Origin of the sequence: Vibrio mediterranei (genome assembly GCF_013364395.1) — a bacterium.
Lineage (GTDB): Bacteria > Pseudomonadota > Gammaproteobacteria > Enterobacterales > Vibrionaceae > Vibrio > Vibrio mediterranei.
Map to the genome: position 1 here is coordinate 318,768 of NZ_JABXGK010000008.1, position 23,884 is coordinate 342,651.

Sequence of the window (23,884 nt, forward strand, 5' to 3'; positions counted from 1 at the left end):
ACTGTCGCCAAAAAAAACACTCTTCTGAAGTGATAAGTGTTTAAATAAATTATGTTTACGTAAATATATATTGGGAATAATGTGAAGCTTCAAGGTGATTCTTTTGGAGTTAACACATGAAGGGTAATGAATACGCAATTTTCGAAAGTATGTTGAGTTCCGCGGACATCAAGATTAATGGCTCTAGACCATGGGATATTCAGGTCAATGATGTTGCCATGTTTGATCGAATATTAGCCGATGGTTCGCTTGGTTTGGGCGAATCCTATATGGAAAAGATGTGGGAATGTAAGGACATCGCAGAATTGGTAAACAGGATCTTAGCGTTTGAGCTCGACAAGCACTTAGATTTAAGGACCAAAATGATACTTGGTGCCAAAATTGGTAAAGACAAAATCAAAAAGTTTTTTAACCCTCAAGGCACGACAATTTCCAAGCACAACGTCTCATTTCATTACGATATCGGTAACGACTTATACCGCGCTATGCTCGATAAACGTATGACGTATACCTGTGGATATTGGAAAAATGCAGATAACCTAGATGACGCTCAAGAGGCCAAGTTGGATCTAATTTGTAGAAAACTAGGCTTAAAACCAGGTATGCGGGTTTTGGACATCGGCTGTGGTTGGGGGAGTTTGATGATCTATGCCGCAGAAAAATACGGTGTAGTTTGTGATGGTTTAACGTTATCTGAAGAACAAGCAAAGCTAGGTACTCAGATGGTGGAGGAAAAACAACTTCCCGTTAATTTCATTCTTCGAGATTACCGACTCTATGAACCGGAAACGAAATACGATCGCGTTGTTTCTGTGGGTATGTTAGAGCACGTTGGTTCATCGAATTATCGAGACTTTTTCACATGTGCAGATAACTTTTTGAATCAAGATGGGGTCTTTTTACTTCACTCTATTGGTACGTTTGAATCGACAGAAACCAATGATCCGTGGATCCATAAATACATTTTCCCTAATGGTGAAATTCCTTCTTTAGCTCAGTTAGCGACGGCGATGGAGCCAGAGTTCAATATGGAAGACCTGCATAATATTGGAGAGGATTATGATCATACGCTTTGTGCATGGTATCGTAATTTTGACAAGGCTTGGCAGCAAGGTGACCTCAACTACAATGAGAGGTTTTACCGTATGTGGAAGTACTATCTATTGAGTTGTGCTGGTGCATTTCGTTGTCGAGAACTGAGCGTGTGGCAGATGGTACTGACAAAAGTTGGAACGCCAAAACCAGCTAGCGTTCGTTCTGAATAACCTTTCTATTGAGTAAACCGACACCAAGGTGTCGGTTTTGTGATTAATGATGTTTGGCGGACTCTAGGTATTTTATCGTCAATGGAATGCTGGTGGACTAGCGGATGTTAAAGCGAAAAACGGCGAAATATGCTAGGGTAATGCTCTATAACCATCGTCAATATTAACCGAGGTTAATCGTTTGATTAATAGAGAAAAAGAAGAATCTATCGTAAGTCAGTGGATGAGTGCGGACGCTGGTCTATCTGAATCGTCCGTTAGGTTAGTGACACAATTTGTTTTAGCTTCGAATCAGTTTACTCATGTTCGTTGTGAGTTTTGCAAGCAATATGGATTAAATACGTCTGAATTCGATGTCATCGCAACACTTTATCGAGCGGGTGACGTTTATGAAGTGACAGCGAAAGAACTGAAAGAGCAGACCTTGCTTCCTTCGTCGGGCGCGTTATCAAATCGAATTGATCGCCTGGAAGCGAAAGGTTTGGTTCAGAGAAGACATGATACGCTTGATAAGCGCAGCGTAAAAATATCTCTCACTGAAGACGGCGTGGAGTTAGTCCGTCAAATGTATCCAAAGTTCTTCGAGCAAATGTCCAGTCAGTTTTCATCCCTAGAGCCAAGTGAGATAGAAACACTAATGGTATTGATGAGTAAGATGGGAGCCTGAATCTAGGTAGCACCTTAGACTGGATACCACGCAACGGGTATTTGCGATGGCTCTTATAAGTATATGCACTTTCATGACTTAAAAAGCTGTCTTGCCTGATTTAAGGCCACCATCTCATGTGTCAAGCTTCTGATATGAAATGGGGCCTTAGTCTTATCTAAAAATAATCTCAGCTGAGATTCATAATCTTGTCTATTCATACTATTTGAGTTGATTACCCATATGCGACTGACGGTATTGGTGTCTTGCAATGCTGAGTTTTACGCCGTAATACATAATCTTGCTGATCGAACTGATTACATGGAAAACCAGCACAAGTAGTGAGACTACTTCAATTGCCAAAAAAATAGTCTTAGTGACCCCGACGCTCGCGCCTTTTTTGAATATGGATAGTGCTTTCATAGTAACTCCTAACTCTTACTGACCTTATGTGGCTCATTCGAACCTGATTGATAACACGGCACACGTTAACCCCGCATACCCCATTTGATGACTTGAAGGCACTTTACTATCTATTTTTGTTTATGTAAAGTATGTTTAATTAAACATAAATGAGAGTCGTAGTATGAAAATCTTTCTAGCCATGTTGGCTCCGCTGTTGTGGGGGACCACTTATGCCGTAGTGGCTTCTGAATTTGTCGGTTGGTCACCATTTGCGCTGGCGGTGTGGCGAGCATTACCAGCGGGCATAATACTGCTGTTACTTAAACCAACCTTACCAAAGGCGTCAGAACTGCCTGCATTGCTACTGATAGGGTTTCTTAATATCGCTTTGTTCTTTGGTTTGCTCTTTGCTGCAGCGATGCAGCTTCCTAGCACTTTGGTGGGCGTTGGAATGGTCGCATTGCCTGTGATTGGTTTGGCTATAATGGGTATCTTCCATCAAGTAAAACCGTCTCTGATTCAATTGCTATCAGCCTTAATTCTTATAGCCTGTGCAACGTATTTGTTCTTTTCGAGTACTGTTCCTGTCAATGTGAGTGCGGTGGTGCTACTTATTGGTGCGATGACGGCACTGATAGGCGGTAGCGTAGTAGCAAAGCACGTCATGAAAAAGATCCATTGGTGGAAGTTACTCACATGGAAACTGATCTTTGGAGGCTTGCTGTTGATCCCCATGGCATATTGGGAAATGGTATGGAGCGGTAGGTCATTTGTCGCAGCCATCCCGGTTGGTAGTGAGCAGTGGGCCGCGATGTTCTGGTTGACGATAGGACTCACTTCTTTGGCGTATGGTGCTTACATTTATACAATTCCGATGATATCTACTAATGAATTGAGTTTTTTTGGAACCTTCAATCCTATATTGGCGATGGTTCTCGGAGCGACAATAATGGGAGATTCATTTAGTCAAGTTCAAATATCAGTGATGGCTTTAATGGTTCTAAGCAACCTAATGGCACAGTTTTTCGAATATAAGAAAAAGCTACCAACCGAACAAACCATAATTGATTACTAATCTTCCATCTCTTCAAATTTCATTTTAATAGGGATTTAATCGGCGTGTATTGAATGTTATTGAAAGAAAATATTCGCTAACAAGTCAGAACTTTTAATATAAATAAATTTATACGGTGAAATAATGAATAAAAAAATAAACTTAGGCGTAACAGATTTATCATTCCATAGAATTACCGCCTCTCTTATATCTCATGTGCTTACTGACATGGGATTTGAGGTAAATCGAATCTACTCTCCGCACCAAGAAAATTTCGCAAAGCTTAAGTCTGGAGAGGTTGATATTCTAACCTCTGCTTGGCTGCCTTCCAGCCATGGAATCTACAAACAGGATGTTGAACAAAAACGTCCCGTGATTGAGTTGGGTTTGCACTATGAACCTTATGCGCATTGGGGAGTGCCAAGTTATGTTCCTGAAGAAGCAGTTCGGGAAGTGAAGGATTTGCTCAAGCAAGATGTACTGGGCAAAATGCAAAAGGATATTCAGGGCATCAATCCTGGAGCCGGCATTACCAGATTTTCAATTAAAATGATGGAAGAGTATGGATTGAGTGAAGCTGGGTACGAATTTCACACTGGGACTGAGGAAGACTGCTTTACTACCTTTGAGCAACGAGTCGCCAACAATGAGTGGTTCGTTGTGCCACTATGGAAACCGCAGTTCCTGCATTTCAAGTACGACATTCGAGAGATAAAAGACCCTAAAGGTTTGCTCGGTATTGTTGACCGTGCTGTACTACTCGTACCTGAAGACGTAGCAGATAGGTTTACGGCAGCGCAAATCAATCAGCTAGATGATTTGAAGTTTTCTAACGAGATTATCGCAGAGCTAGACTACAAAGTGAGTAGGGAAGGTTTGGATATTGATATTGTGACTAAGCATTGGCTGGAAAATAATCGATAAATAGCTTTGTCGTAATTGCTGACAAAAATCACTCTTTATGAGTGATTTTTTCAACTTAGTAAGCAAGATTTCAATAAGAGAGCTTGCAAGAAAATTTTAAAAAATTATTCCATGTGATGGAAATTATTATATGGACTCATCTATTTAGTTTGCTTCTTTGTATTATTCGCCTGTGCAAAAAAGAGAATTCGCTTTTTTAGATATTATGTTATTCATTATAGAGCGTATCCTACTTAGTGTTTACAACTACAAAATGCAAATAAAACCTCTTGCTACCTGTCGATAACGCCTTTTGGTCCACTTTGGGCGTCTTAAATAAAAGGTAATTACTGTTCTTGTATTTAATTTGAGCGGTAGTAAGAGGTTACCTACTCGCGAAGTAATGGAAGGATAAGCAATGACTAAAAAACTAACCACTGCAACGGGTTGCCCTGTTGCTCATAATAATCACGCGCTAACAGCTGGTGAGCGCGGTCCAATGCTTCTTCAAGACACTTGGTATTTGGAAAAACTCTCCCATTTCAATAGAGAAGTAATCCCAGAAAGGCGTATGCATGCTAAGGGTTCTGGCGCATATGGTACTTTCAAAGTGACTCAGGACATCACTAAGTTCACAAGAGCCGCGATGTTTTCTGAAGTAGGTAAAACAACCGAGATGTTTGCTCGGTTTACTACCGTTGCAGGAGAACGTGGTGCTGCCGATGCTGAACGTGATATTCGCGGGTTCGCACTCAAGTTTTATACCGAACAAGGAAACTGGGACTTAGTGGGTAACAATACACCGGTATTTTTCCTCGCCGATCCTCTGAAGTTTCCAGATTTAAACCGAGTGGTGAAACGCGATCCGAAAACGAATATGCATAACGCCGAGAGCAACTGGGATTTTTGGACCTCTCTACCGGAAGCTCTACATCAAGTCACTTACGTTATGGGAGATCGTGGGATACCTGCGAGCTATCGCCATATGCACGGTTTTGGCTCACATACATTTAGCATGATTAACTCTGATAATGAGCGCTTTTGGGTTAAGTTTCACTTCAAAACCCAGCAAGGTATTAAGAACCTGACTGACGAACAAGCTGCAGTTATCGTTGGAGCAGACAGAGAGAGCCACCAAAGAGATCTATTCGATGCGATTGAGCGTGGTGACTTCCCGAAATGGACCTTGTTCATTCAAGTAATGTCTGAGGAAGAAGCTGAATCGGTGGACTTTAACCCGTTTGATTTAACCAAAGTATGGACTCACGCTGATTACCCACTAATAGAAGTTGGTGAATTCGAGCTAAACCGTAACCCTGAGAATTTCTTTGCTGAAGTTGAACAGTCGGCTTTCAACCCGGCCGCTGTTGTACCTGGCATTGGTTACTCTCCAGACAAAATGCTTCAAGGTCGACTCTTTGCTTATCGTGACGCACAAAACTACCGTCTTGGAGTGAATCATCATCAAATCCCAGTCAATGCACCGCGTTGTCCTGTGCACTCCTCTCATCGTGATGGGTTGATGCGAGTGGATGCTAACTCGGGCGCAACAATAGGTTATGAACCGAATCAATACGGAGAATGGGCGGAGCAACCAGACTATTCAGAGCCACCGTTGAAAATCTCTGGGGACGCAGACCATTACAATCATCGAAACAATGTTGACCAATTCCAGCAAGCTGGCGATTTGTTCCGCTTAATGTCTGAGGATGAGCAACAACGTCTGTTCGCAAATACGGCACGTGCTATGTCGGGAGTGAGTGAAGCAATTAAGTTGCGTCACGTATACAACGCCTCTCAAGCGGATACGGCTTATGGAGAAGGGTTGGCGCGCATATTGGGGTTGAGTAACAACTAGCAATGACATCAAGGCTCCACGGCATGAATCCGAGGAGCCTTGTTCTTTGAGCCTTGTTCAATGAACGAGCAGAGCGCTACTTGTGAACGGTGCTTGTGTCTCCCGCTGCTACAGAGACCAGTACATAGCTGACTTGCTGACCATTAACTTGTTTGTGCTGACTGCGAACGGTTTGTCCATCGACAACTAAACTTGGATAATTACCATAGAACCACACCTCCCAATCTAGGTTATGATTTGAGTCGTTAGTCAGTGTGGACTTACTTAAACCATCGTGTCGGACAGTAAGCTCATGTTCTCCCATTGGAAGTTGTGTTACTTCCAGCCAACCAATGTCTGGAGTGAGATGGGAAGCGGTAACCACTTTGTGGTTCGCTGCATCAGGTTTAATGCCCATCAAGCCTTCGATTGTGTTGGAGATAAAGGTAAACGAGATTTCAGGGTAATCACCGTTGGTACCTTGAGTTGGACGTTCATGTGGCTCATCTTTGATATCCATGATGTATTGCATCCACTTCCATGCCTCCTCATTACGATTGTACGGGAAGTAGGTTTCTGGAATGTAAGTGTAGGCCTCAATATTATTTGGAGCTTCTGGAGTCGAACCGATGCCATCTCCTAAGTTTTTGGCGATAAAGTCAAGATAACGATTATTACGCTCCCCGGGTTCGGTAATTCGCTTCATTGGCATAAACCAACTGTTTTCCTTACCAAAATCATTCATTCTAAAACCATCTCTTTGAACGATATTGACGTAGTTGTCGAGTGGTTTATCAGGGTCGGCGATGCTCCATTCCTCGTTAAAGTACGTTTTGAGCTGCTGAGCTTTCTCACGCCAAACCGCAGCTTCACTGTACTCTTCACGAGCTTCTAACATAGCGGAGTAAGCCACTGTTGCTTGGTATTGTGAGCCAATACCATCTCCGGCTTCAATTGGAAACTCGCCGCGCTCGTTGTAGGTTGCTGACCCCTCAAAAATCCCACCGTAACCTTCTGCGATTCCGTTTGGATCTTGGTCGTCGTGTAATTCGATATAGTCTGTGAGCACTTTAGTGTAAAAGCGCCATAGGTCCTCATCTTCGATGTAGCGCTTATCACCAGTCCACTGATACTGCTGCCATGCTTTTTCGACGAACTCAAACTGAGCCGGAACCTCGCGGACAAACCAACTATCATCTTTGTAATCAATAGTATGAGGCGTGCCATCAAAGTTCACAGCCCACAAGGTGTACCACTTTCTGGATTCTGTTGAGTGTTTGGCAAAGGTCTTAAACATGGAAAAGTTTTCGATATCCAATCCAGCGATCTTTGCTCCGCTCGCCTGATGCAAAAAATCGCGAGAATAGAAGGCTGTTCTATCAAAATACCCCGCCCAATAGGATGGGATGTAATCCGCGGTGCCATCTCCATCGTTGTTGAATTCGTCACGGTTGACCAGATCATGCTGGCCAGTCATAACGAAGCGACGGGTTTTATCGATAGCCCAATCGAACGACTCTTGGAGCTTTTGGTTGGAAGAGGTGACAACAACTTGTTTCTCTTTTTCGATCGCTTTGATTGTCCAGCGATGCTTATTACCTTTTAGATCGGTTACGACAGCACGAACAGGCTGAGTAAAGTCAACCGTGTCTCCGTTTTCTAATGAGACATTGCTGGTGGATGAAACGAGAATATTATCAATGGTGATACGGGTTAAGTCGGTACCATAAGGGACGTAAAACTCAATCTGTTTAGACTTCTTGTTAAGGTTTGTTGCGCCCACTTGCTCTAGAGCGGAGAACTGGATGATCTGATTGAAGTTCAGCTTTTTGTTCTTGTCACTCTTAGTCAAAGAAACACTGTCGACACTAACACCACCACGTTTAGAACCCGAGAACCAGACCTTTAATTGTTCACCTTGCTCCAAAGGAATGTGCTTGAGCTTGTTACGTTTGTATTTTTTGCTCTGTTTAGCTTTATCTCGTACCAAGATTTCATCGTACAGGTTGGTAATAGCAAGAGTGGCGTCTTGTCCTGGACTGATGATAAACGCAGATAAATCATAATAGCCACTTTCAGGAATCGTGATTTCTTGGCTTATGTGGTGGTTTCGACCTTGGGCAATACGGCCTCGGTATTCACCTTCATGAGTTTGGTCGTTTTTGATATTGGCAAACCAATAGCTCCAGCCTAACCCTTTGTTTTCAAATGTTGGGTTCACAATAAGGTTGTCGTTCTGTTGTGCAATTGCCGCACCAGATAGTGTGAGGGCAAAAGTGATTGCGGATGCAAGGACTTTAAGTTTCATACTGTTCTCTTTATTGGAAATGGAAAATCTAGCCGATGTTTGACGATTGTTAGTGAACCCATGCAGACCGGACTTCTGCATGGGTTTTATTGTATTGGGTTATAGAGCTTGTGCTGGCTCAGCAGGTTTAGTCGATTGACCTTTTTCGGAACCATCATTGGTAATGTGATCGTATTTCTCTGTGAGATGGTCTTGAATTTGTTGGTGATAGGCTCCGTTCAACTTGTAGAAGCGGAAATAGACCACCAATGCAATTGCAAAGAAGAACGCAGGTAAACCAACCATGATGCATTGCATGCCAAAGACAGTGTCAGCACTTTGTTCTACGTTTGGCACGTAATCGACAGCAGTGAGCGCGATACCGATGAAGAATGCGGCGAATGCTGAACCTGCTTTTACCACTAATGTCTGCACTGAGTAGGCGATACTCTCACAGCGAGAGCCTAGCTTGTACTCACCGTAATCGACAGTGTCTGCCACCATGATGACATTCAGAACCCAGAACAAGGCAGTACCGATTTGGAGTAGAACACCAGCCGTTGAAATCAATAGAATGCTCTGTTTGTCGTACATGCCTACATAAATAAGTACCGCGCTACCTAAAATAGGGAAGCTAGAAGCACAAGCCCAAAGAACACGACGTGAGAACATTTGTGCTAATTTCGGGAACAGTACTAAGGTAATGAGGTTCGCAATCCCCGCATAAGCCATGTAATAAGGGAATAGAGCTTCGTTGCCGACCACGTAGGTAAAGTAATAAACCGCGAACGCTGTAATGATGTTTGTCGCTAGATTGTAGGATAGCGCCATACATAACACGCTCGTTAACTGATCATTTTTGTAGATGAGTTTAAGAAGCTGTTTTAACGATACTTTTTCTTCTTGTTGTGTTTCATTCAAATTAGCGGTCGAGTAGCGCTCTTTGACGTTACGAAGAGTGATGTAAGTTGACACAAGGAAACAAGCGATTAAGAGTAACGTAAAGATTTGGAAGCCAAAACCTTTGTCATCACCACCCACATAGTTCACAAACGGCATAGCAATGGCAGCGGTGACTATCCATGCAAGACTTGCAAAGAATCGAGGGTAAGGAACAAGCTCTTCGCGCTCACGTTTGTCTAAGGTCAGAGTTGGTACTAGAGACCAGAACGGGATGTCCATTAAGGTGTAGGTCATACCCCATAAAATGTAGGTGACAGCGGCATAAGCAATTAGCCAAGGACCGTCAATATAATGTGCGCTAAACAGCATTAGAAGGACCACAGAGTTGGCAAGCGTGCCAATCAAAATCCAAGGCTTGAATTTACCCCAGCGACTACGGGTATTGTTAACGATCCAGCCCATTATCGGGTCGTTGACCGCATCCCAAATACGTGCAACGAGGAAGATGGTACCCACCGCTGCAGCGGAAATGCCTACCACGTCGGTGTAGTAGAACATTAAATACATATAGACGATGGTAATTGCGAAGTCCTTGCCAAATGCGCCGAAGCCATAGCTCAGCTTGGTATTCATTGAGATACTCATTTGTTACTCCTTACGCCTTCCCAGAGAGAAGGCGTTAAATATTCACGTTATTGTTTTTATTGGTATTGATTTACTGATTTACCCACTCAGGCAGCCAGCCTTCATGAGCGTCGATGAGGTCATCAACCAGTGCATAAATTTCCTCTAACCCAAGTACGGCAGCGGTATGAGGGTCAAGCATGGCAGCGTGGTAGATGCGTTCGCGGTTTTCGGTGAGAATCGCTTCAGTTAACAGTGTTTGAACATTAATGTTGGTTTGCATCAACGCGGCTAAATGATTTGGTAATCGACCCGCCTTGATTGGTTGAACACCGTTGGCGTCAACTAAGCAGGCAACTTCTACACAGCAACCCTGAGGTAAGTTGTCGATCAATGCCTCGTTCTTGACGTTGCCGTAGATGACGCTTGGAGTTCCTGTCCAAATTGAGTTCATGATAGTACTGGCGTATTCATGTGACTCTTGAACCGTAATTTGGTCGGCGTTTTTGAATTCTTGAAGGTCTTTTTTCCAGTCTGCAATTTGTTCTACACAGCGTTTCGGATATTCATCTAGTGGCACTTTATAACGTTCTATCAAATCAGGGCGATTTGGTTTGATAAAATATGGCGTGTATTCAGAAAAATGTTCTGAAGATTCAGTGACAAAGTAGCCAAGCTTTTTGAACACTTCATAGCGTACGAGGTTGGTACAGCGTCCATTGTGGTGAAGACCCGGCTTAGGCGCTTTCCCACTTTCAAAAGCTTCGAGTAGATCAGGGTAGATATCAACATAGTCGCCTTGCTCATTTTTCTTCTCTAGTGTGAGGTAATAAGCCATGTGGTTGATACCTGCACAGGTGTAGCGAAGGTCAGCATAATCAAGGTCCAAATCACGAGCTATCTCTTCAGCCGTGCCTTGCACCGAATGACAAAGGCCCACCTGCTTAATATGCGGATACTTTTCATACATTGCCCAAGTGTTCATCGCCATTGGGTTGACGTAGTTAAGCATGGTGGCGTTTGGACAAACTTCTGTCATGTCTTCACACACACTCCATAGATGAGGAATGGTGCGCAGCGAGCGCATGATTCCACCAGGGCCTAAAGTATCAGCGATGGTTTGCTCTAAACCATGACGCTTACACACTTCAAAGTCTGTCACCGTACATGGCTCATAACCGCCAATTTGGAATGCGATAACCACAAAGTCAGCATCTTTGAGTGCTTCTTTTTGGTCTAGATGACAAGTGATGGTACCGGTCGCACCAGAGGACTCCATAAGTTTGCTCACGACAAGGTGAGATTCTTCTAAACGCAGTTCATCAATATCCATCAGCGCAATCTGCGCTTGTTTTAATGCGGGCTTGTGGAAAACGTCACCAAGGATGTTCTTAACAAAAATGGTGGAGCCAGCACCGATGAATGTGATTTTGGGGCTTTTCATAGTCGAATCCTTTATCTCTCAAAGTTCTGTTTCGATGAAGCTAAGGTACACCTGTGGCAAGAGTAGATTCGTCTCAGATATAACAATGAGTATCCTGTTTTCTCATATTTCTAATGAGCCAAATAAAAATCTTAGGAAATGGGACAATATTGTCATTTTTGCGGATAAAGATTGTGAAAATACTAGCGCATTTCATGTAACGCACTGACTTTAATCACATAACTTGAATCTTACTTATTGGGGTAGTTTGGCTATATGATCCTGTTCAGAGTTTTAAATTGCACGATTTGCTAAAACAGGTTTGTACGATTTCCTAAGGAGTGATAGATGAAACAATATGACCCAGATGCGCTGAAAGTTGTCACCCAAGACAAATACTCATCAGAAACGGTATCGGTCAGTCCGCTGTCGCTCTATTCGTCGTATGAGAAAATTGATATTGAATTGAGACCGCCACATTCGATGCCGGGATACCATTGGCATGGCCAAATTGAAGTTAATATTCCGTTCGGTGATGATGTGGAGTACATCATTAACGGCAGCCCCATTGTTGTAAAAAGCGGTGCGATTGGATTGTTCTGGGCATCGGTGCCACATCGCTTGACTGACCCGGGTCACAGCGACAATATGGGAATCATAAATATACCTATCCATCACTTTATGTCTTGGACATTGAGCCGAGATCTCGTCAATCAAATCACTCACGGTAGCGTAATTCAATCCAACTCATGTTCGCTGATTAGTGAGTTTGAAATTGCCCGTTGGGCAGAAGAAATGAACCATCCATCGGAAAGTCGCCAGCAGCTTGCTGTGGATGAAATTGGCTTGATGTTAAAGCGGATTTGCCTTGATGGTTGGCAGCAATTACTTATTAATAAGCAGGACAAGTCAACACCTAAAGGGGTATCTAAACACTCTCAGTTTTACGTCAGTCAGATGTTGGAATACATAGCAACGCACCACAATCAACCTCTGACGATCAAAGATATCGCTGAACACATTGGTTTGCATACCAACTACGCAATGAACGTGTTCCAACGCACCATGCAGATGACCATTAAGCAGTACATCACCGCCATGCGCATTAACCATGCCCGAGCCTTGCTTAGTGATACAGACCGAACCATATTAGATATCTCACTTACCGTCGGCTTTAACTCAAGTAGCCGCTTTTACGAGACATTCCAAACCTATATCGGAGTCACGCCCACACAATATCGCAAGCTGTCGAGAGAAGACCACCGTTGGAGCAGTCACGGTACTAGTCCATTATATGATCTTGAGAAAGGAGCCTGCGATGGGAAAAGACCGCTGACGGTATTGGGGAGCTAGTATGATAGCTTTTTCCATGTTTTAACAAGGGCGCGAAATAGCCTAATAAAGAGCATTCAATTGATTTGTACAATCTAAGTCTGCAGATTTCCCACACCTCATTTTTTGCAACCTATGCAACTCTTTCTATACTTAAACTCATGTTATCGGAAGGATAATACTCTATAAAACAATAAGGTAAGTCGCTTATGATGAGCTTAATTTTCTTATTGCTTTTGATCGCCATGGTTAGCGCGTTCATTGGTAAGAAAGAGGTGGGTTACGCATTTTTCGGAGTCTCAGTTGTGCTGGGCCTATATTGGTTTCATCACCATGCAACCGATACGTTATCGATTTTGTTATAGCGGAGGTGACTACTTATGAATCAGAAGCACATCACTTTGCTGAATATTCTTGGATTACTTGGAATTACCTTTGTTTTGCTCATGGGATCAGTTTTACAGGTGGCGTGGAATGAACTGCCATGCCCACTTTGCTTATTGCAACGGATTGGTTTTGTAATGGTCATGTTTGGATTCCTGCTCAATATTGTGTTTGGCACGGAGCAGCGTCATTATGGCGTCATTTTAGTGGGGGCTCTATTTGGTGCGGCGACAGCACTTAGGCAGGTTTCACTGCATGTCATTCCGGGAACCCCGGGTTTTGGTAGCCCGATTTTGGGAATGCACTATTACACGTGGGCTTTTGTGATTTTTGCTATGACTATCGCGGGAGTTGCATTGTTATTGGTACTTTGGAATAAAGACTGGAGTGATGACCACTACCAAATGAGTATGTTTGGTCGAGTCGTCTGTATTTTGGCTATCGTGGCGGTAGCTATTAATGTGCTGTCGACCTTTATTGAATGTGGTCCGTATCAATGTCCGGATAATCCGGTTAGCTATTGGTTGCTCGATAGCTTCAGGTAACTTCCAAACAAAAACGCTTGGCTAATACCAAGCGTTTTTCTAACGGTGAATTAGATATCTACTGAACTACTTCGCCAGCTTCAACGACGGTCTTGCGAACCACTTCCGTGAACGCTAATGCTTCCTCTCGAATCTTATCTTCATCTACGGTTAGCATGTCGCGGTCTTTCATGATGATTTTACCATCGACGATAGTGTGTTTAACGTTAGCGGAGTTCGCTGAGTAAACTAACGCCGAATAAGGGTTGTAAACCGGAACCATGTTTGGCGCTTTGGTATCAATGACGATGATATCTGCCAACTTACCAGCCTCTAATGAGCCAATTTTATCTTCCATGTGCAGTGCACGTGCGGCGCCCATGGTCGCCATGTCGATAACTTTGATTGGAGGCATCGCTGCTCGGTCTTTGTTGACTAGCTTGTGGACCTTAGCCACTTGATTGAACTCGTCAATAGTACTTAGTGTGTTACCAGACATTGGGCCATCAGTACCTAAGCCAATACGTACACCTTGGTCATACATTTTGAGCGCCGGAGATACACCTTTCGCCGATTTGATATTTGCACTCATATTGTGTGCCACACCCATATCAGACTCTTTCACCAACTTGATGTCTTCGTCATCGACCAAAATCATGTGAGCACCAACAAGGTTTTTATTGAGCGCGCCGATACTGTGCATGTATTGAACGGGAGACATGCCATTGGAACGTTCTGCGATCTTCTCTTGTTCTCGATGAGATTCAGCAAGATGGATCATGACGGGCACGTCGTGCTCCAGTGATAGCTTAGCAATTTTCTGTAGTGTTTCTGTCGTATTGGTATAAGGACCATGAGGGGCAAACGCTGGGGTAATACGAGGGTGGTCTTTATACTCTTCAATAAAGTTCAAAGCGTATTTGATGCCTTCATCAGCATTGGCAGCATCTGCTACTGGGAATTTAATCACGGTTTCGCCCAACACTGCACGCATACCGATTTCATCGACGGTTTTTGCCACTTCATCTTCAAAGTAGTACATATCAGCGTACGTGGTAACACCACCTTTCACCATCTCAACGTTGCCAAGGTTTGCCCCGATACGAACCATATCACGAGACACCAATTTAGCTTCAAGCGGGAAAATGTAGCGGTGTAAGCGATCTGGCACATCATCGGCAAGAGAGCGGAACACGGTCATTGATACATGAGTATGGGTGTTGATTAGGCCGGGCATCACGATATCACCATCAACATCAAGTGTTTGTTTGGCTATATATTGTTCAGCTAGCGCTTCGTTCCCTACGGCGACAATCTTGTTGTCGTCGATAACCACAGTGCCGTTTTGGTACACGGTTTTCTCTTGGTTCATTGTAAGCACGTGAGCGTCGGTGATCATCAGATCGACTTTTTGGGCAGCGTGTGAAAAAGTACTTAAGCCAGCGATCGTCGTGGCGAGTAACGTTTGCTTGATATTCATAGTAGCTCTTAATTATTGTTTTTAATTAGCGCGAATAATAGTGAGTTCTAGATGAATTGCAAACGTTTGCTGGAGTGAGGTTGCGCAGGGTGAATGAGTTGGGCTAATAGTCTCACTTTTCGAGAATCGTATGGCCGTTGTCGACAAGTCCGTGAGTGATATGTACGTGACCTTGATTGGAAATGACGATGGCTTCAACGTGCTGTTGTTGATTCAAGTAAGCTAATGCGTCGTCCACCGAATTCAGGAAACCTGCCGTGCTCCAAATTTCACCATCGACAGACAACTTGGAAATAATCGTCACGCTCGCGATATCAGTCACGATGGGCTTGCCGCTCTGTGCATCGAGTAAATGATGATATCGTTCCCCTTTGTGTTCAAAGAAGCGTTCATTGATGCCAGATGTGACGACGGACTTGTCGTTAAGCGGTACGATTCGGCAAACTTGGCCCCTTGGGCGAAATGGATCCTGAATGCCAACCGTCCATGCTTTTGCTTTGCTATCTGGTGCATGCCCTATGGTTAAGACGTTCCCTCCCAAGCTGATATAGCCGGACTCTACCTCTTTGCTAATTAAATACTGCTTTATCCTGTCAGCGAAATAGCCTTTGGCGATAGCGCCTAAATCAATCTGCATACCTACTTTGGTTAAGAATACCGTTTGGTAGATGTCATCAAACACAATATGTGAGGGGGTCACAAGTTCAAGCTTTGATGCAAGCTCAGAATCGGAGGGTAGGGTCGCGTCCTTAAAACCAATACGCCATGTTTTGATTAACGGCCCAATGGCGATGTTAAAAGGATTGGCGTTATCAAGGCTCACTGCGGTGGCAGTTTTCAACAGTTCGTATAAATCAGCTTTAACACGCACCGGGCGTATACCTGCATTGTGATTGACGTTCATCAGCTCCGAATGAGACTGATTCACGGTAAAGCGCTGGGCGAATTCTTGGAGTTGGAGATAACAGTCCTTTAGCAACTGCCCGCCATTGTGATGATGAATAACAAGATCAATGAAGGTCCCCATCATTTGAAAGCGAGTTTTATAGCTAGGCATAATGTGTCTCCGAACAGGAATAAAAATAGGGAAGCCAGAGGCTTCCCTTTTGTTTACGAGTTTCTCATAGAAACGTTTTGACCTGCGATTCGGCCGTAAGTGAATATATCAATTAAGGCGTTACCGCCGAGGCGGTTACCAGCGTGAATGCCACCCGTTACTTCACCAGCGGCATATAGCCCAGGAATTGGTGCTCCCTGTTTATTTAACACACGAGCGTCAGTGTCGATCTTGAGACCACCCATCGTATGGTGTACAGATGGTTTTCTAGGCGTCGCGTAGAAAGGCGCTTGCTCGACCTTAAGACCAAGTGCACCTTTTTGGAACTCTGGGTCACGTCCATTATCAACGTAGGAGTTATACAAGCGAATGGTTTCGCTAAGTTCGGCAGTCGGAACATTGATCTTCTGTGCTAACTCTTCAATTGTGTCAGCTTTAATGATAATACCTTCTTCAATTTCTCGTTCGATAGTCTCGTCGGTTGTGTTTGCCGCTGTTTTACGAATCTCTTCATCCGCAATCATGTAAATCACACCGCCATTTTCGAAGAATGAGTTAGACAGCACATCACGGCTTTCACATTCGTTGACAAAGCGCTTGCCCTGTTGATTAACAAAGACAAAGTTTTCTGGTGGAACAATCAAGCCTGTAAGCAATGCACCTGACTTAGGGTCGCCAATTGGCATCAGCTGGATATACTCCATACCGACTAATTCTGCTCCAGCGTTTTCACCAATGGCAATACCATCACCCACAAGCGCTGGAGAGTTAGTTGTCTTGATGTCATCGGCGATTTCGTTCCAGTAGTTATTGTACTTCTGAAGCATCTTAGTGTTGGCACCAAATCCGCCAGATGCCATTACTACACCTTGCTTCGTGGTTAGTTTGTATTTAGTGCCGTTTGAATGAGTGGCATTAATACCCACGACTTGACCGTTCTCAATAATCAGATCGTCTGCACGTGTATCAGTGATAATACGACCACCTTGAGCGACAATGTGCTTTTGCAGTTTTTCAACAAACTCAACACCTTTAGGGCGATTTGGTTTGTGGGCACGACGCCATAGCGCACCAACCGCAATGTCGACCATACCACGGTTAAAATCGATGCCTTTCTCTGTTAGCCAGTTGATCGATTCCATCGCTCGGCTAGTCAGTGTATGTACAAGATCGTATTGGCCGTAGATTGACTCACCATCTAAGTTAGTGCGTTTACCGCCAAGATAAGTCTGAATCAAGTGCAGTTCTGTTGAGTCGAACAGATAGTGGTTACCAGCGTCTACATCTAAGAAATAGTTTGCTAACTGATCTTTCAACATGCGGAAGTCCGCGAGATATTCTGGCGCAATCTCAGACTCTGGTGTGTCAGCAAGTGCTTTTAGATAGTCTGCTTCCCCGGCAAGAGCTGGGAATGCTTTTTGCCATTTTGGCTCTGCAGCGTTAACCCAACCACCAGTACGAACTGTGTTACCACCGATCGCTGGGAACTTCTCAAGTACTATCACTGATTGATGATTATCTAATGCGGTAAGCGCTGCGCTCAAACCTGCGCCACCACCACCGACTACCACCACATCTACGGTGTCTTCGATGACTTCTGTTGACCACTCAACTGCTTCGCGTGCTTTACAACGTAGTGCCTCTGAATTACCCCCTGCGAGATCCACGGCATTGGACACACCATCAAGAACAGCTTGGCTACTGACAGTAGCGCCGGAGATAACATCGATATTCAGTGTTTGACCATCGAGTATTTGCTGAGGAATACGTTCAAAAGCCGGGTTGGCGATACCGTCTGACTCTTTTGAGGAATCCACGGCGATATCAAGAATTCTATCTTCAGAGAAACTGACCGTGACTGGAAGTTGACCGTTATGGCCATAACCATACGCTGTGTATTCGCCGGGTTCGAACTTGATCTCGACGCTTTGAAGCTCTTTGATACGTTGGTGTTTTAATGCTTCGGCTGCGCTGTCGATGATCATGTAATCCATGATCTCCCACAATGGTGTTGGGATCATTAATGCTTGTTGTTGAGCGATATCAGCAAATTCAGCGCAGACTTCGTCATTGATTGCTTTCTTTGCCCATGTTGGTTCGACAAGGAAACCTTTACCAATACTAACCATGTCATAACCATACTCAAGCGCAGTATCCGCATCTTGACGCTGAGCAATGCCACCGACACCGATAACTGGGACTTTAGCAACATCTTCAGACTTCAACGCATGGAATTTGCGGATAAGCGGTTCTTTGTCTTCTGGATTAACAATAGAGTTTCGAGCGTAGTTACCCATTGAAAAATGGAAGTAATCAAGGCCGCTTTGAGCGAGTTTATCAAGAAGGAACATGGTCTCTTCAAAACGGATTCCCGGCTCTTCAATCTCTTCAGGAGAAAAACGGTAGCCAATAATGAACCCAGGCATTTGGTGAGATGTGGCTACCTGCTTCGCCTTCTCTAAAATAGCGAGCGGGAATGTGGTGCGTTTCTCAATATCACCACCCCACTTATCAGTGCGTCGGTTGGAATGTGGAGAGAAGAATTGTTGGATAAGGTAAGTGTTTGCGCCATGGATTTCAACGCCATCAAAGCCGGCAAGAATGGCACGATTAACTGCGTCACCAAAATGGTCGATCATGCCAACAATTTGCTCTTCGGTCATCTCGAGTGGGGTCTCTGCGTTATCGCGCAGAGCGGCAACAGGACTGGCAGAGATCGGTTGGTGGCCGCCATTGAATTCACCATTTGCCATGCGTCCAGCATGATAAATTTGTAAAATAGCCTTCGAACCTTTAGCTTTAATTGCCGTTGCCAATTTTTCGAGGCCAGCAATTTTACTGTCGTGGTTGATACCTAGAGCCCCAGGGAATGCACGGCCGTAATTTTCGACAAATGCGCTTTCCACGATAATAGCCCCTGCATCTCCAGAACGAGAGGCATAGTAATCCACCATTTCTTGAGTCACTCCACCATCAAAAAATGCAGATTGAATGGTCATTGGTGCCATGACAATGCGGTTTTTAAGCGTGGCCTTGGACAGCCCAAGCGTTATCTCTTCGATTAACTTTGTCATTAGTTAATATTCCTTATACTGATTAATTCTTATATGAAAAACTCCTCAAGAGCCGAATGCATTGCTCAAAGTATTTTTCATATAAGAAAAACATCATCAGATGACTTTCCCTCAAAAATACTATGGATAATTTTTATGAGTAAAATGAAAGGTTTGCATTCAATATATGTTTATTGTGCATATGTTTAAGAATTGTTTATGTATTAGATGCATTAAATGTATTTGTTACGACAAGCGCTGGCTCTGTTTTTGGTAGGGGCGGATAACTATATAAATCTTTTAATAACAATGGTTTATTTTATTCATTAGTTAAGCTGACCGAGTCTAACAACGTAATAGCCCTATTTTCACCGCAGTTTGAACAGGTAATGCTTTCAGCTTTGTGATAGAGACAAAGAGCAGCTGGTGACATTAATGTAACTTTTTAAGCTTTGGATATTGGTGCTTAGCTGAAAATAAGATTCCACTACCGGGCATCATTCGTCAGACGAGTTAATGGTGTTGAGGGCGGTAGTTAACAGAGAAAGATAGCGACAAGAAACGTCTAATTGCTCAGTGAAGTACGTAACTGAATACGTCTACTGCGGTTGAATAAGGGTAATGGTCAGGATGAATTGAAGATTACCCTTAAAGCGTATTAGTGTGGAAGTTGCTCGCTTTTACTCTTCATCAACAAATATTGCTCAACGGCAGTGACTGTCTCTGCACGGTTGATGTGTCTTGCTATGAAGTAGGGTGGAATAAAGAAAGCGATGAGGTAGAACGATTCGTGGAAGAAGTCAGAGGCGAGAATCGTTTCGTGGTTTACGTATGCAAACAATGCAAGTAGGCAAAGTAAAACGCACAATCCTGCAAGCACAGTGCAGACGATTAATAGTAATCCCAGAAAATCCCTTACAAACATTTTTGAAGCTGTCATGTTTTTCACTCCTGAAATATGAACGTTCCTAAAATACTCCTAATGATGCATATATTTTTGAGCGAGGTCATATTTTGTGCAAATGAAGGGTTGTGACGGGTTAATATATGATTAAAAAGAAGAAAAGCAGGATTGATGTAGGAATTTGGTGACAAAAAAGCCCGCACAAAAGGCGGGCCTGAGCGTTATGGCATTGTTGGATAATCGGTATAACCTTTGTCATTGCCACCAAACAGAGTAGCGCCATCGAGTTCCGCTAGTGGTTTGTCGTGTTGTAAGCGAGAGACCAAGTCTGGGTTAGACACAAACGGGCGACCAAAGGCGACAATATCGGCATAGTTTTTAGCTAGTACGGCCTCTGCATTTTGCTGAGTGTAACCGCCGGCAACAATGATGCAGTTGTCGAAACGTTTGCGAAGCTCGATACGAAATGCTTCAGGAATTTCAGGCGCGTCATCCCAATCCGCTTCAGATAAATGTAAGTAAGCGATATCACGTTGTTGTAATTCTGTCGCTGCGTCAAGAATGGTCGGTACGATGTCTGGGCAATTCATATCTTTAAAAGTTATGAATGGTGCTAATCGGACGCCGACTTTGTGAGCACCTATCGCGCTGACAACTGCATCCACAACCTCAAGTAAGAAACGAATACGATTTTCGCGTGTACCGCCATACTCGTCGGTACGTTTATTGGAGTTGGTGCGAAGGAACTGGTCGATAAGGTAGCCATTGCCACCGTGAATTTCGACACCATCAAACCCGGCCTCTACAGCACGCTTTGCAGCGGTGGCAAAATCGTTAACCACACGCTGAATGTCGTCTTTGGTCATTTCGCGTGGCTCGACACAATCTATCATGTTGCCATTGCCGTTTTCGTCTGCAATCCATACTTGAGTTTCTACTGGTGCTAGAGCAGAGGGGGCCATTGGCTTTTCACCGTTTTGGAACGTCGGGTGGGACACTCGGCCTACATGCCAAAGTTGGCAGAACATTTTTGAGCCTTCACTGTGCACAGCTTGCGTCACTTTGCTCCAGCCGGCCACCTGTTCATCGGTATAAACACCTGGAGTAAAAGAGTAACCTTGAGAGTCATCGGAAATCTGCGTCGCTTCGGAAATGATCAATCCAGCGGTGGCTCTTTGTTGGTAGTAGGTAGCCATCATATCATTAGGAATATTGCCTGGCTGACTAGTGCGTGCTCGAGTCATTGGTGCCATCGCGATACGATTTTGAAGTCCTAGACCTTTAATCTCTGTTTGCTCAAATAACTTGCTCATGTTGAATGTCCTGAGTGGCTGATGTTTATTGTCTGCTCATTGTATTCATTTAATTAGATTTGATAATTGGCTTTATTTTGAATTTAGTATTCATTATTTTCGAATAGTGAAGTAATTGGCTAAATGATAATTACTTGCATTCGCATTTGGTTTGAATTTTAATAGGCAACTATCGTTTTAAAAAGGCTCACCCAATGGAACTTCAACAGTGCTGGTCTCGTTTTGTAAATGCAGAGAAATTACTAAAACAAGGCAGTTGGCCTGAGGCAAAACACTTGTTTTCACAAGTGTTAGATAGCTTACCTTCGCATGTCTATCATGCACTTGAATGTAAACAAACTCGCCCATGTCAGTTCGTTTTCTTGGTGACAGGATTACGAGACGCTTCTATCTATCAATCAAGTATCCTCAATAGTATTGGTGAGCCACAGCAAGCGTTTGAGACACTCAATCGCTGTTATGCATTACTGCAATTTTTGTCACTAGAGCAAACTCAACTTATCAAGATCGTTTATGCGGCGATTGAAGAGAGTACGGATCTTGTGCTCAGCCATATGGAAGCCTTCTGCGCTTCTCAACACAGTGCTGAGTGGACTCAAAAATTCAATGAGCTTAGCCGATCGCATCATAGTATTGCGGTCTTGAATCCACACACCAACCCGACACCAAACTCACATTACTAATTCGAATGAGCAAGGAAGCATTATGTCTCAAGACCCTATTCTAACTGTCCGCGATCTTTCCGTAAGCTTTACCACCAATGACGGTATTGTTGATGCAGTGAAACAAGTCAACTTCGATCTTTTTGCGGGTGAAACATTAGCTATTGTGGGTGAATCAGGAAGCGGTAAATCTGTATCAACCAACGCGCTGATGCAGATTTTGCCCAACAATGCGATTATTCACGCGGATTCAAACATCGCATTTAACGGCCACTCGCTACTGAAAATGGATGATAAGGCGATGCAAAAGATTCGTGGTGACCGTATCGGAATGATCTTCCAAGAACCAATGACCTCACTTAACCCTTATATGAAGGTGGGCATTCAAGTCGCTGAAGCATTGATGTGCCATAGAAAGGTGAGTGGTCAACAAGCCAAGAAACGCGTTTTGGAGCTGTTTGATTTGGTGCATTTGCCAGAACCAGAAACGGCTTACTTTAAGTACCCTCACGAGTTTTCTGGTGGCCAGCTGCAACGCATTATGATTTCTATGGCCTTGATTAATGAGCCTGACATTTTGATCGCTGATGAACCAACCACTGCACTCGATGTAACGGTTCAAGCTGAAGTACTTAATCTCATCAAAGAAATCCAAGCCAAGCTTGGAACAGCGATTCTGTTTATTACTCATGACTTGGGTGTGGTCAAACACTTGGCAGACCGAGTGATAGTGATGTGTAAGGGGGATATTGTCGAACAAGGCGAATGCCAAGCGCTGTTTTCATCACCCCAGCACGATTACACCAAGATGCTACTCGATTCTGTACCTAAGGGACAAAAAGAGGAAGTAGAAGAAACCGCCCCTACTTTGCTAGAAGCTGACGATATTCGAGTGAAATTCTTGATTAAATCGAGCTTTATACCACAGCGTAATCAGTATTTTGAAGCGGTTAAAGGGATTTCGTTGCAGCTCAAGCAGGGTGAAACCTTGGGTATTGTAGGGGAGTCAGGGTCGGGTAAATCGACTTTAGGACGTGCACTGATCGGGTTGCTACCATGCACTGGGACTGTGAAGTTCAAAGGTCAAGACGTGGACAAACTGACGGCTAAAGCTCGATTTGCCCTTAAAAAAGACATTCAAATGGTGTTTCAAGATCCCTATGGGTCGCTCTCGCCACGAATGACCGTAGGCGACATCATTACAGAAGGCCTTACGGTTCATCATCCCAATTTGTCAAAAGCCGAACGCATGCAGCGTGCACGGACTGCCTTAGAAGAAGTTAGGCTTGACCCTCACAGTATCAACCGTTATCCCCATGAGTTTTCAGGCGGGCAGCGACAACGTATTGCTATTGCCCGAGCACTCATTCTTGAACCATCATTTATCTTGCTTGATGAACCTACTTCTGCATTGGATCGCTCGGTACAGCTTACCGTTATAGACCTTCTAAAAGACATTCAGAAGAAACATAACATCGGTTTCTTGTTCATCAGCCATGATTTGAGCGTGGTTAAAGCGCTATCTGACCGTGTTCTGGTAATGCAAAAGGGTGAGATTATGGAGCAAGGCACCACTGATGAAATCTTCTATCATCCAAAGAGCGACTATACCCAGAAGTTGATTGATGCGTCGTTCGATATAGAGCCTGAAGAGACTTAGTCACCCTGTCTATTGGTAGGTAAGTGTTGGCTTACCTATCATTACTGTTCTAGCTTGTTATCAAATTGGAGTTCATTTTATCGGTTGCTCTCTCTTTAATGATATTGAGAGTCATTTACTATTATTTAATAGACAAATGAGAACCTGAAAGATATCCCTCTCCATCAG

The 23,884-nt window shown here is 43.8% G+C and carries 19 protein-coding genes; 10 read left to right on the forward strand and 9 right to left on the reverse strand.

Translation table 11 applies throughout. From position 1 onward, the window contains the following. Positions 1 to 116 precede the first annotated feature (116 nt). Complete coding sequence (gene cfa / locus HOP38_RS18465) at positions 117 to 1,265, forward strand: cyclopropane fatty acyl phospholipid synthase (RefSeq protein ID WP_198558658.1); 1,149 nt, start codon at positions 117 to 119, stop codon at positions 1,263 to 1,265. A 181-nt stretch (positions 1,266 to 1,446) separates the two neighbouring features. Next, entirely contained in the window at positions 1,447 to 1,932 is a 486-nt protein-coding gene (locus tag HOP38_RS18470; RefSeq protein ID WP_242456557.1) for a MarR family winged helix-turn-helix transcriptional regulator, read from the forward strand. Between the two features lie 201 nt (positions 1,933 to 2,133). Here HOP38_RS18470 and HOP38_RS18475 read toward each other — a convergent pair whose 3' ends face one another. Beyond that, positions 2,134 to 2,334, reverse strand: a complete 201-nt coding sequence (locus HOP38_RS18475; RefSeq protein WP_006069264.1) for a hypothetical protein — start codon at positions 2,332 to 2,334, stop codon at positions 2,134 to 2,136. 163 nt (positions 2,335 to 2,497) lie between these two features. Between HOP38_RS18475 and HOP38_RS18480 the strand changes: the two genes are divergently transcribed. The 3 genes from HOP38_RS18480 to HOP38_RS18490 all read left to right on the forward strand — a co-directional run bounded on the left by HOP38_RS18480 (position 2,498) and on the right by HOP38_RS18490 (position 6,131). Then, entirely contained in the window at positions 2,498 to 3,391 is an 894-nt protein-coding gene (locus HOP38_RS18480; RefSeq protein WP_006069263.1) for a DMT family transporter, read from the forward strand. Between the two features lie 123 nt (positions 3,392 to 3,514). Further along, positions 3,515 to 4,294, forward strand: coding sequence for a glycine betaine ABC transporter substrate-binding protein (locus tag HOP38_RS18485; RefSeq protein WP_198558659.1), 780 nt, complete (start codon positions 3,515 to 3,517; stop codon positions 4,292 to 4,294). 397 nt (positions 4,295 to 4,691) lie between these two features. Then, on the forward strand, positions 4,692 to 6,131 hold the full coding sequence (locus HOP38_RS18490) for a catalase (RefSeq protein ID WP_198558660.1): 1,440 nt from the start codon (positions 4,692 to 4,694) through the stop codon (positions 6,129 to 6,131). A gap of 76 nt (positions 6,132 to 6,207) precedes the next feature. Here the strand turns inward: HOP38_RS18490 and HOP38_RS18495 are convergent, their stop codons facing one another. From HOP38_RS18495 to melA, 3 genes are all read right to left on the reverse strand, one after another. After that, on the reverse strand, positions 6,208 to 8,418 hold the full coding sequence (locus HOP38_RS18495; RefSeq protein ID WP_198558661.1) for a glucosidase family protein: 2,211 nt from the start codon (positions 8,416 to 8,418) through the stop codon (positions 6,208 to 6,210). Between the two features lie 99 nt (positions 8,419 to 8,517). Further along, a complete protein-coding gene (gene melB, locus HOP38_RS18500) occupies positions 8,518 to 9,945 on the reverse strand; it encodes a melibiose:sodium transporter MelB (protein ID WP_198558662.1) in 1,428 nt (475 codons plus the stop codon). A 70-nt stretch (positions 9,946 to 10,015) separates the two neighbouring features. Then, the gene (gene melA / locus HOP38_RS18505) at positions 10,016 to 11,368 is read right to left on the reverse strand and encodes an alpha-glucosidase/alpha-galactosidase (RefSeq protein WP_198558663.1); all 1,353 of its coding nucleotides are present in this window, start codon (positions 11,366 to 11,368) and stop codon (positions 10,016 to 10,018) included. Between the two features lie 327 nt (positions 11,369 to 11,695). Here melA and melR point away from each other — a divergent pair, with 327 nt between their 5' ends. The 3 genes from melR to HOP38_RS18520 all read left to right on the forward strand — a co-directional run bounded on the left by melR (position 11,696) and on the right by HOP38_RS18520 (position 13,608). After that, complete coding sequence (gene melR, locus HOP38_RS18510) at positions 11,696 to 12,700, forward strand: transcriptional regulator MelR (protein ID WP_198558664.1); 1,005 nt, start codon at positions 11,696 to 11,698, stop codon at positions 12,698 to 12,700. A 188-nt stretch (positions 12,701 to 12,888) separates the two neighbouring features. Continuing rightward, positions 12,889 to 13,044: a DUF5993 family protein gene (locus tag HOP38_RS18515; protein WP_006069256.1), complete on the forward strand. Its 156-nt coding sequence runs from the start codon at positions 12,889 to 12,891 to the stop codon at positions 13,042 to 13,044. 15 nt (positions 13,045 to 13,059) lie between these two features. Continuing rightward, the gene (locus tag HOP38_RS18520) at positions 13,060 to 13,608 is read left to right on the forward strand and encodes a disulfide bond formation protein B (protein ID WP_198558665.1); all 549 of its coding nucleotides are present in this window, start codon (positions 13,060 to 13,062) and stop codon (positions 13,606 to 13,608) included. A gap of 58 nt (positions 13,609 to 13,666) precedes the next feature. On the opposite strand, the gene HOP38_RS18525 is transcribed toward HOP38_RS18520, so the two are convergent. From HOP38_RS18525 to HOP38_RS18545, 5 genes are all read right to left on the reverse strand, one after another. Then, positions 13,667 to 15,067, reverse strand: a complete 1,401-nt coding sequence (locus HOP38_RS18525; RefSeq protein WP_198558666.1) for an amidohydrolase — start codon at positions 15,065 to 15,067, stop codon at positions 13,667 to 13,669. Positions 15,068 to 15,179: 112 nt separating this feature from the next. Further along, on the reverse strand, positions 15,180 to 16,124 hold the full coding sequence (locus tag HOP38_RS18530) for an FAD:protein FMN transferase (RefSeq protein ID WP_198558667.1): 945 nt from the start codon (positions 16,122 to 16,124) through the stop codon (positions 15,180 to 15,182). A 53-nt stretch (positions 16,125 to 16,177) separates the two neighbouring features. Further along, positions 16,178 to 19,198 carry an NADH-dependent flavin oxidoreductase gene (locus HOP38_RS18535; protein WP_198558668.1) on the reverse strand — a complete coding sequence of 1,007 codons (3,021 nt, stop codon included), beginning with the start codon at positions 19,196 to 19,198 and terminating at the stop codon, positions 16,178 to 16,180. A gap of 637 nt (positions 19,199 to 19,835) precedes the next feature. After that, positions 19,836 to 20,117, reverse strand: coding sequence for a hypothetical protein (locus HOP38_RS18540; protein WP_038226228.1), 282 nt, complete (start codon positions 20,115 to 20,117; stop codon positions 19,836 to 19,838). 185 nt (positions 20,118 to 20,302) lie between these two features. Continuing rightward, entirely contained in the window at positions 20,303 to 21,394 is a 1,092-nt protein-coding gene (locus HOP38_RS18545) for an alkene reductase (protein WP_171388848.1), read from the reverse strand. Between the two features lie 194 nt (positions 21,395 to 21,588). Between HOP38_RS18545 and HOP38_RS18550 the strand changes: the two genes are divergently transcribed. Further along, a complete protein-coding gene (locus HOP38_RS18550) occupies positions 21,589 to 22,077 on the forward strand; it encodes a hypothetical protein (RefSeq protein WP_198558669.1) in 489 nt (162 codons plus the stop codon). A gap of 22 nt (positions 22,078 to 22,099) precedes the next feature. Beyond that, positions 22,100 to 23,716: an ABC transporter ATP-binding protein gene (locus HOP38_RS18555; RefSeq protein WP_198558670.1), complete on the forward strand. Its 1,617-nt coding sequence runs from the start codon at positions 22,100 to 22,102 to the stop codon at positions 23,714 to 23,716. Positions 23,717 to 23,884: the final 168 nt, after the last annotated feature.

Excerpts from the sequence above, each read along its gene's own strand:
- cfa (WP_198558658.1), top strand. The coding sequence starts at position 117 with ATGAAGGGTAATGAATACGCAATTTTCGAAAGTATGTTGAGTTCCGCG.
- HOP38_RS18475 (WP_006069264.1), bottom strand. The coding sequence starts at position 2,334 with ATGAAAGCACTATCCATATTCAAAAAAGGCGCGAGCGTCGGGGTCACT.
- HOP38_RS18480 (WP_006069263.1), top strand. The coding sequence starts at position 2,498 with ATGAAAATCTTTCTAGCCATGTTGGCTCCGCTGTTGTGGGGGACCACT.
- HOP38_RS18485 (WP_198558659.1), top strand. The coding sequence starts at position 3,515 with ATGAATAAAAAAATAAACTTAGGCGTAACAGATTTATCATTCCATAGA.
- HOP38_RS18490 (WP_198558660.1), top strand. The coding sequence starts at position 4,692 with ATGACTAAAAAACTAACCACTGCAACGGGTTGCCCTGTTGCTCATAAT.
- HOP38_RS18495 (WP_198558661.1), bottom strand. The coding sequence starts at position 8,418 with ATGAAACTTAAAGTCCTTGCATCCGCAATCACTTTTGCCCTCACACTA.
- melB (WP_198558662.1), bottom strand. The coding sequence starts at position 9,945 with ATGAGTATCTCAATGAATACCAAGCTGAGCTATGGCTTCGGCGCATTT.
- melA (WP_198558663.1), bottom strand. The coding sequence starts at position 11,368 with ATGAAAAGCCCCAAAATCACATTCATCGGTGCTGGCTCCACCATTTTT.
- melR (WP_198558664.1), top strand. The coding sequence starts at position 11,696 with ATGAAACAATATGACCCAGATGCGCTGAAAGTTGTCACCCAAGACAAA.
- HOP38_RS18515 (WP_006069256.1), top strand. The coding sequence starts at position 12,889 with ATGATGAGCTTAATTTTCTTATTGCTTTTGATCGCCATGGTTAGCGCG.
- HOP38_RS18520 (WP_198558665.1), top strand. The coding sequence starts at position 13,060 with ATGAATCAGAAGCACATCACTTTGCTGAATATTCTTGGATTACTTGGA.
- HOP38_RS18525 (WP_198558666.1), bottom strand. The coding sequence starts at position 15,067 with ATGAATATCAAGCAAACGTTACTCGCCACGACGATCGCTGGCTTAAGT.
- HOP38_RS18530 (WP_198558667.1), bottom strand. The coding sequence starts at position 16,124 with ATGCCTAGCTATAAAACTCGCTTTCAAATGATGGGGACCTTCATTGAT.
- HOP38_RS18535 (WP_198558668.1), bottom strand. The coding sequence starts at position 19,198 with ATGACAAAGTTAATCGAAGAGATAACGCTTGGGCTGTCCAAGGCCACG.
- HOP38_RS18540 (WP_038226228.1), bottom strand. The coding sequence starts at position 20,117 with ATGACAGCTTCAAAAATGTTTGTAAGGGATTTTCTGGGATTACTATTA.
- HOP38_RS18545 (WP_171388848.1), bottom strand. The coding sequence starts at position 21,394 with ATGAGCAAGTTATTTGAGCAAACAGAGATTAAAGGTCTAGGACTTCAA.
- HOP38_RS18550 (WP_198558669.1), top strand. The coding sequence starts at position 21,589 with ATGGAACTTCAACAGTGCTGGTCTCGTTTTGTAAATGCAGAGAAATTA.
- HOP38_RS18555 (WP_198558670.1), top strand. The coding sequence starts at position 22,100 with ATGTCTCAAGACCCTATTCTAACTGTCCGCGATCTTTCCGTAAGCTTT.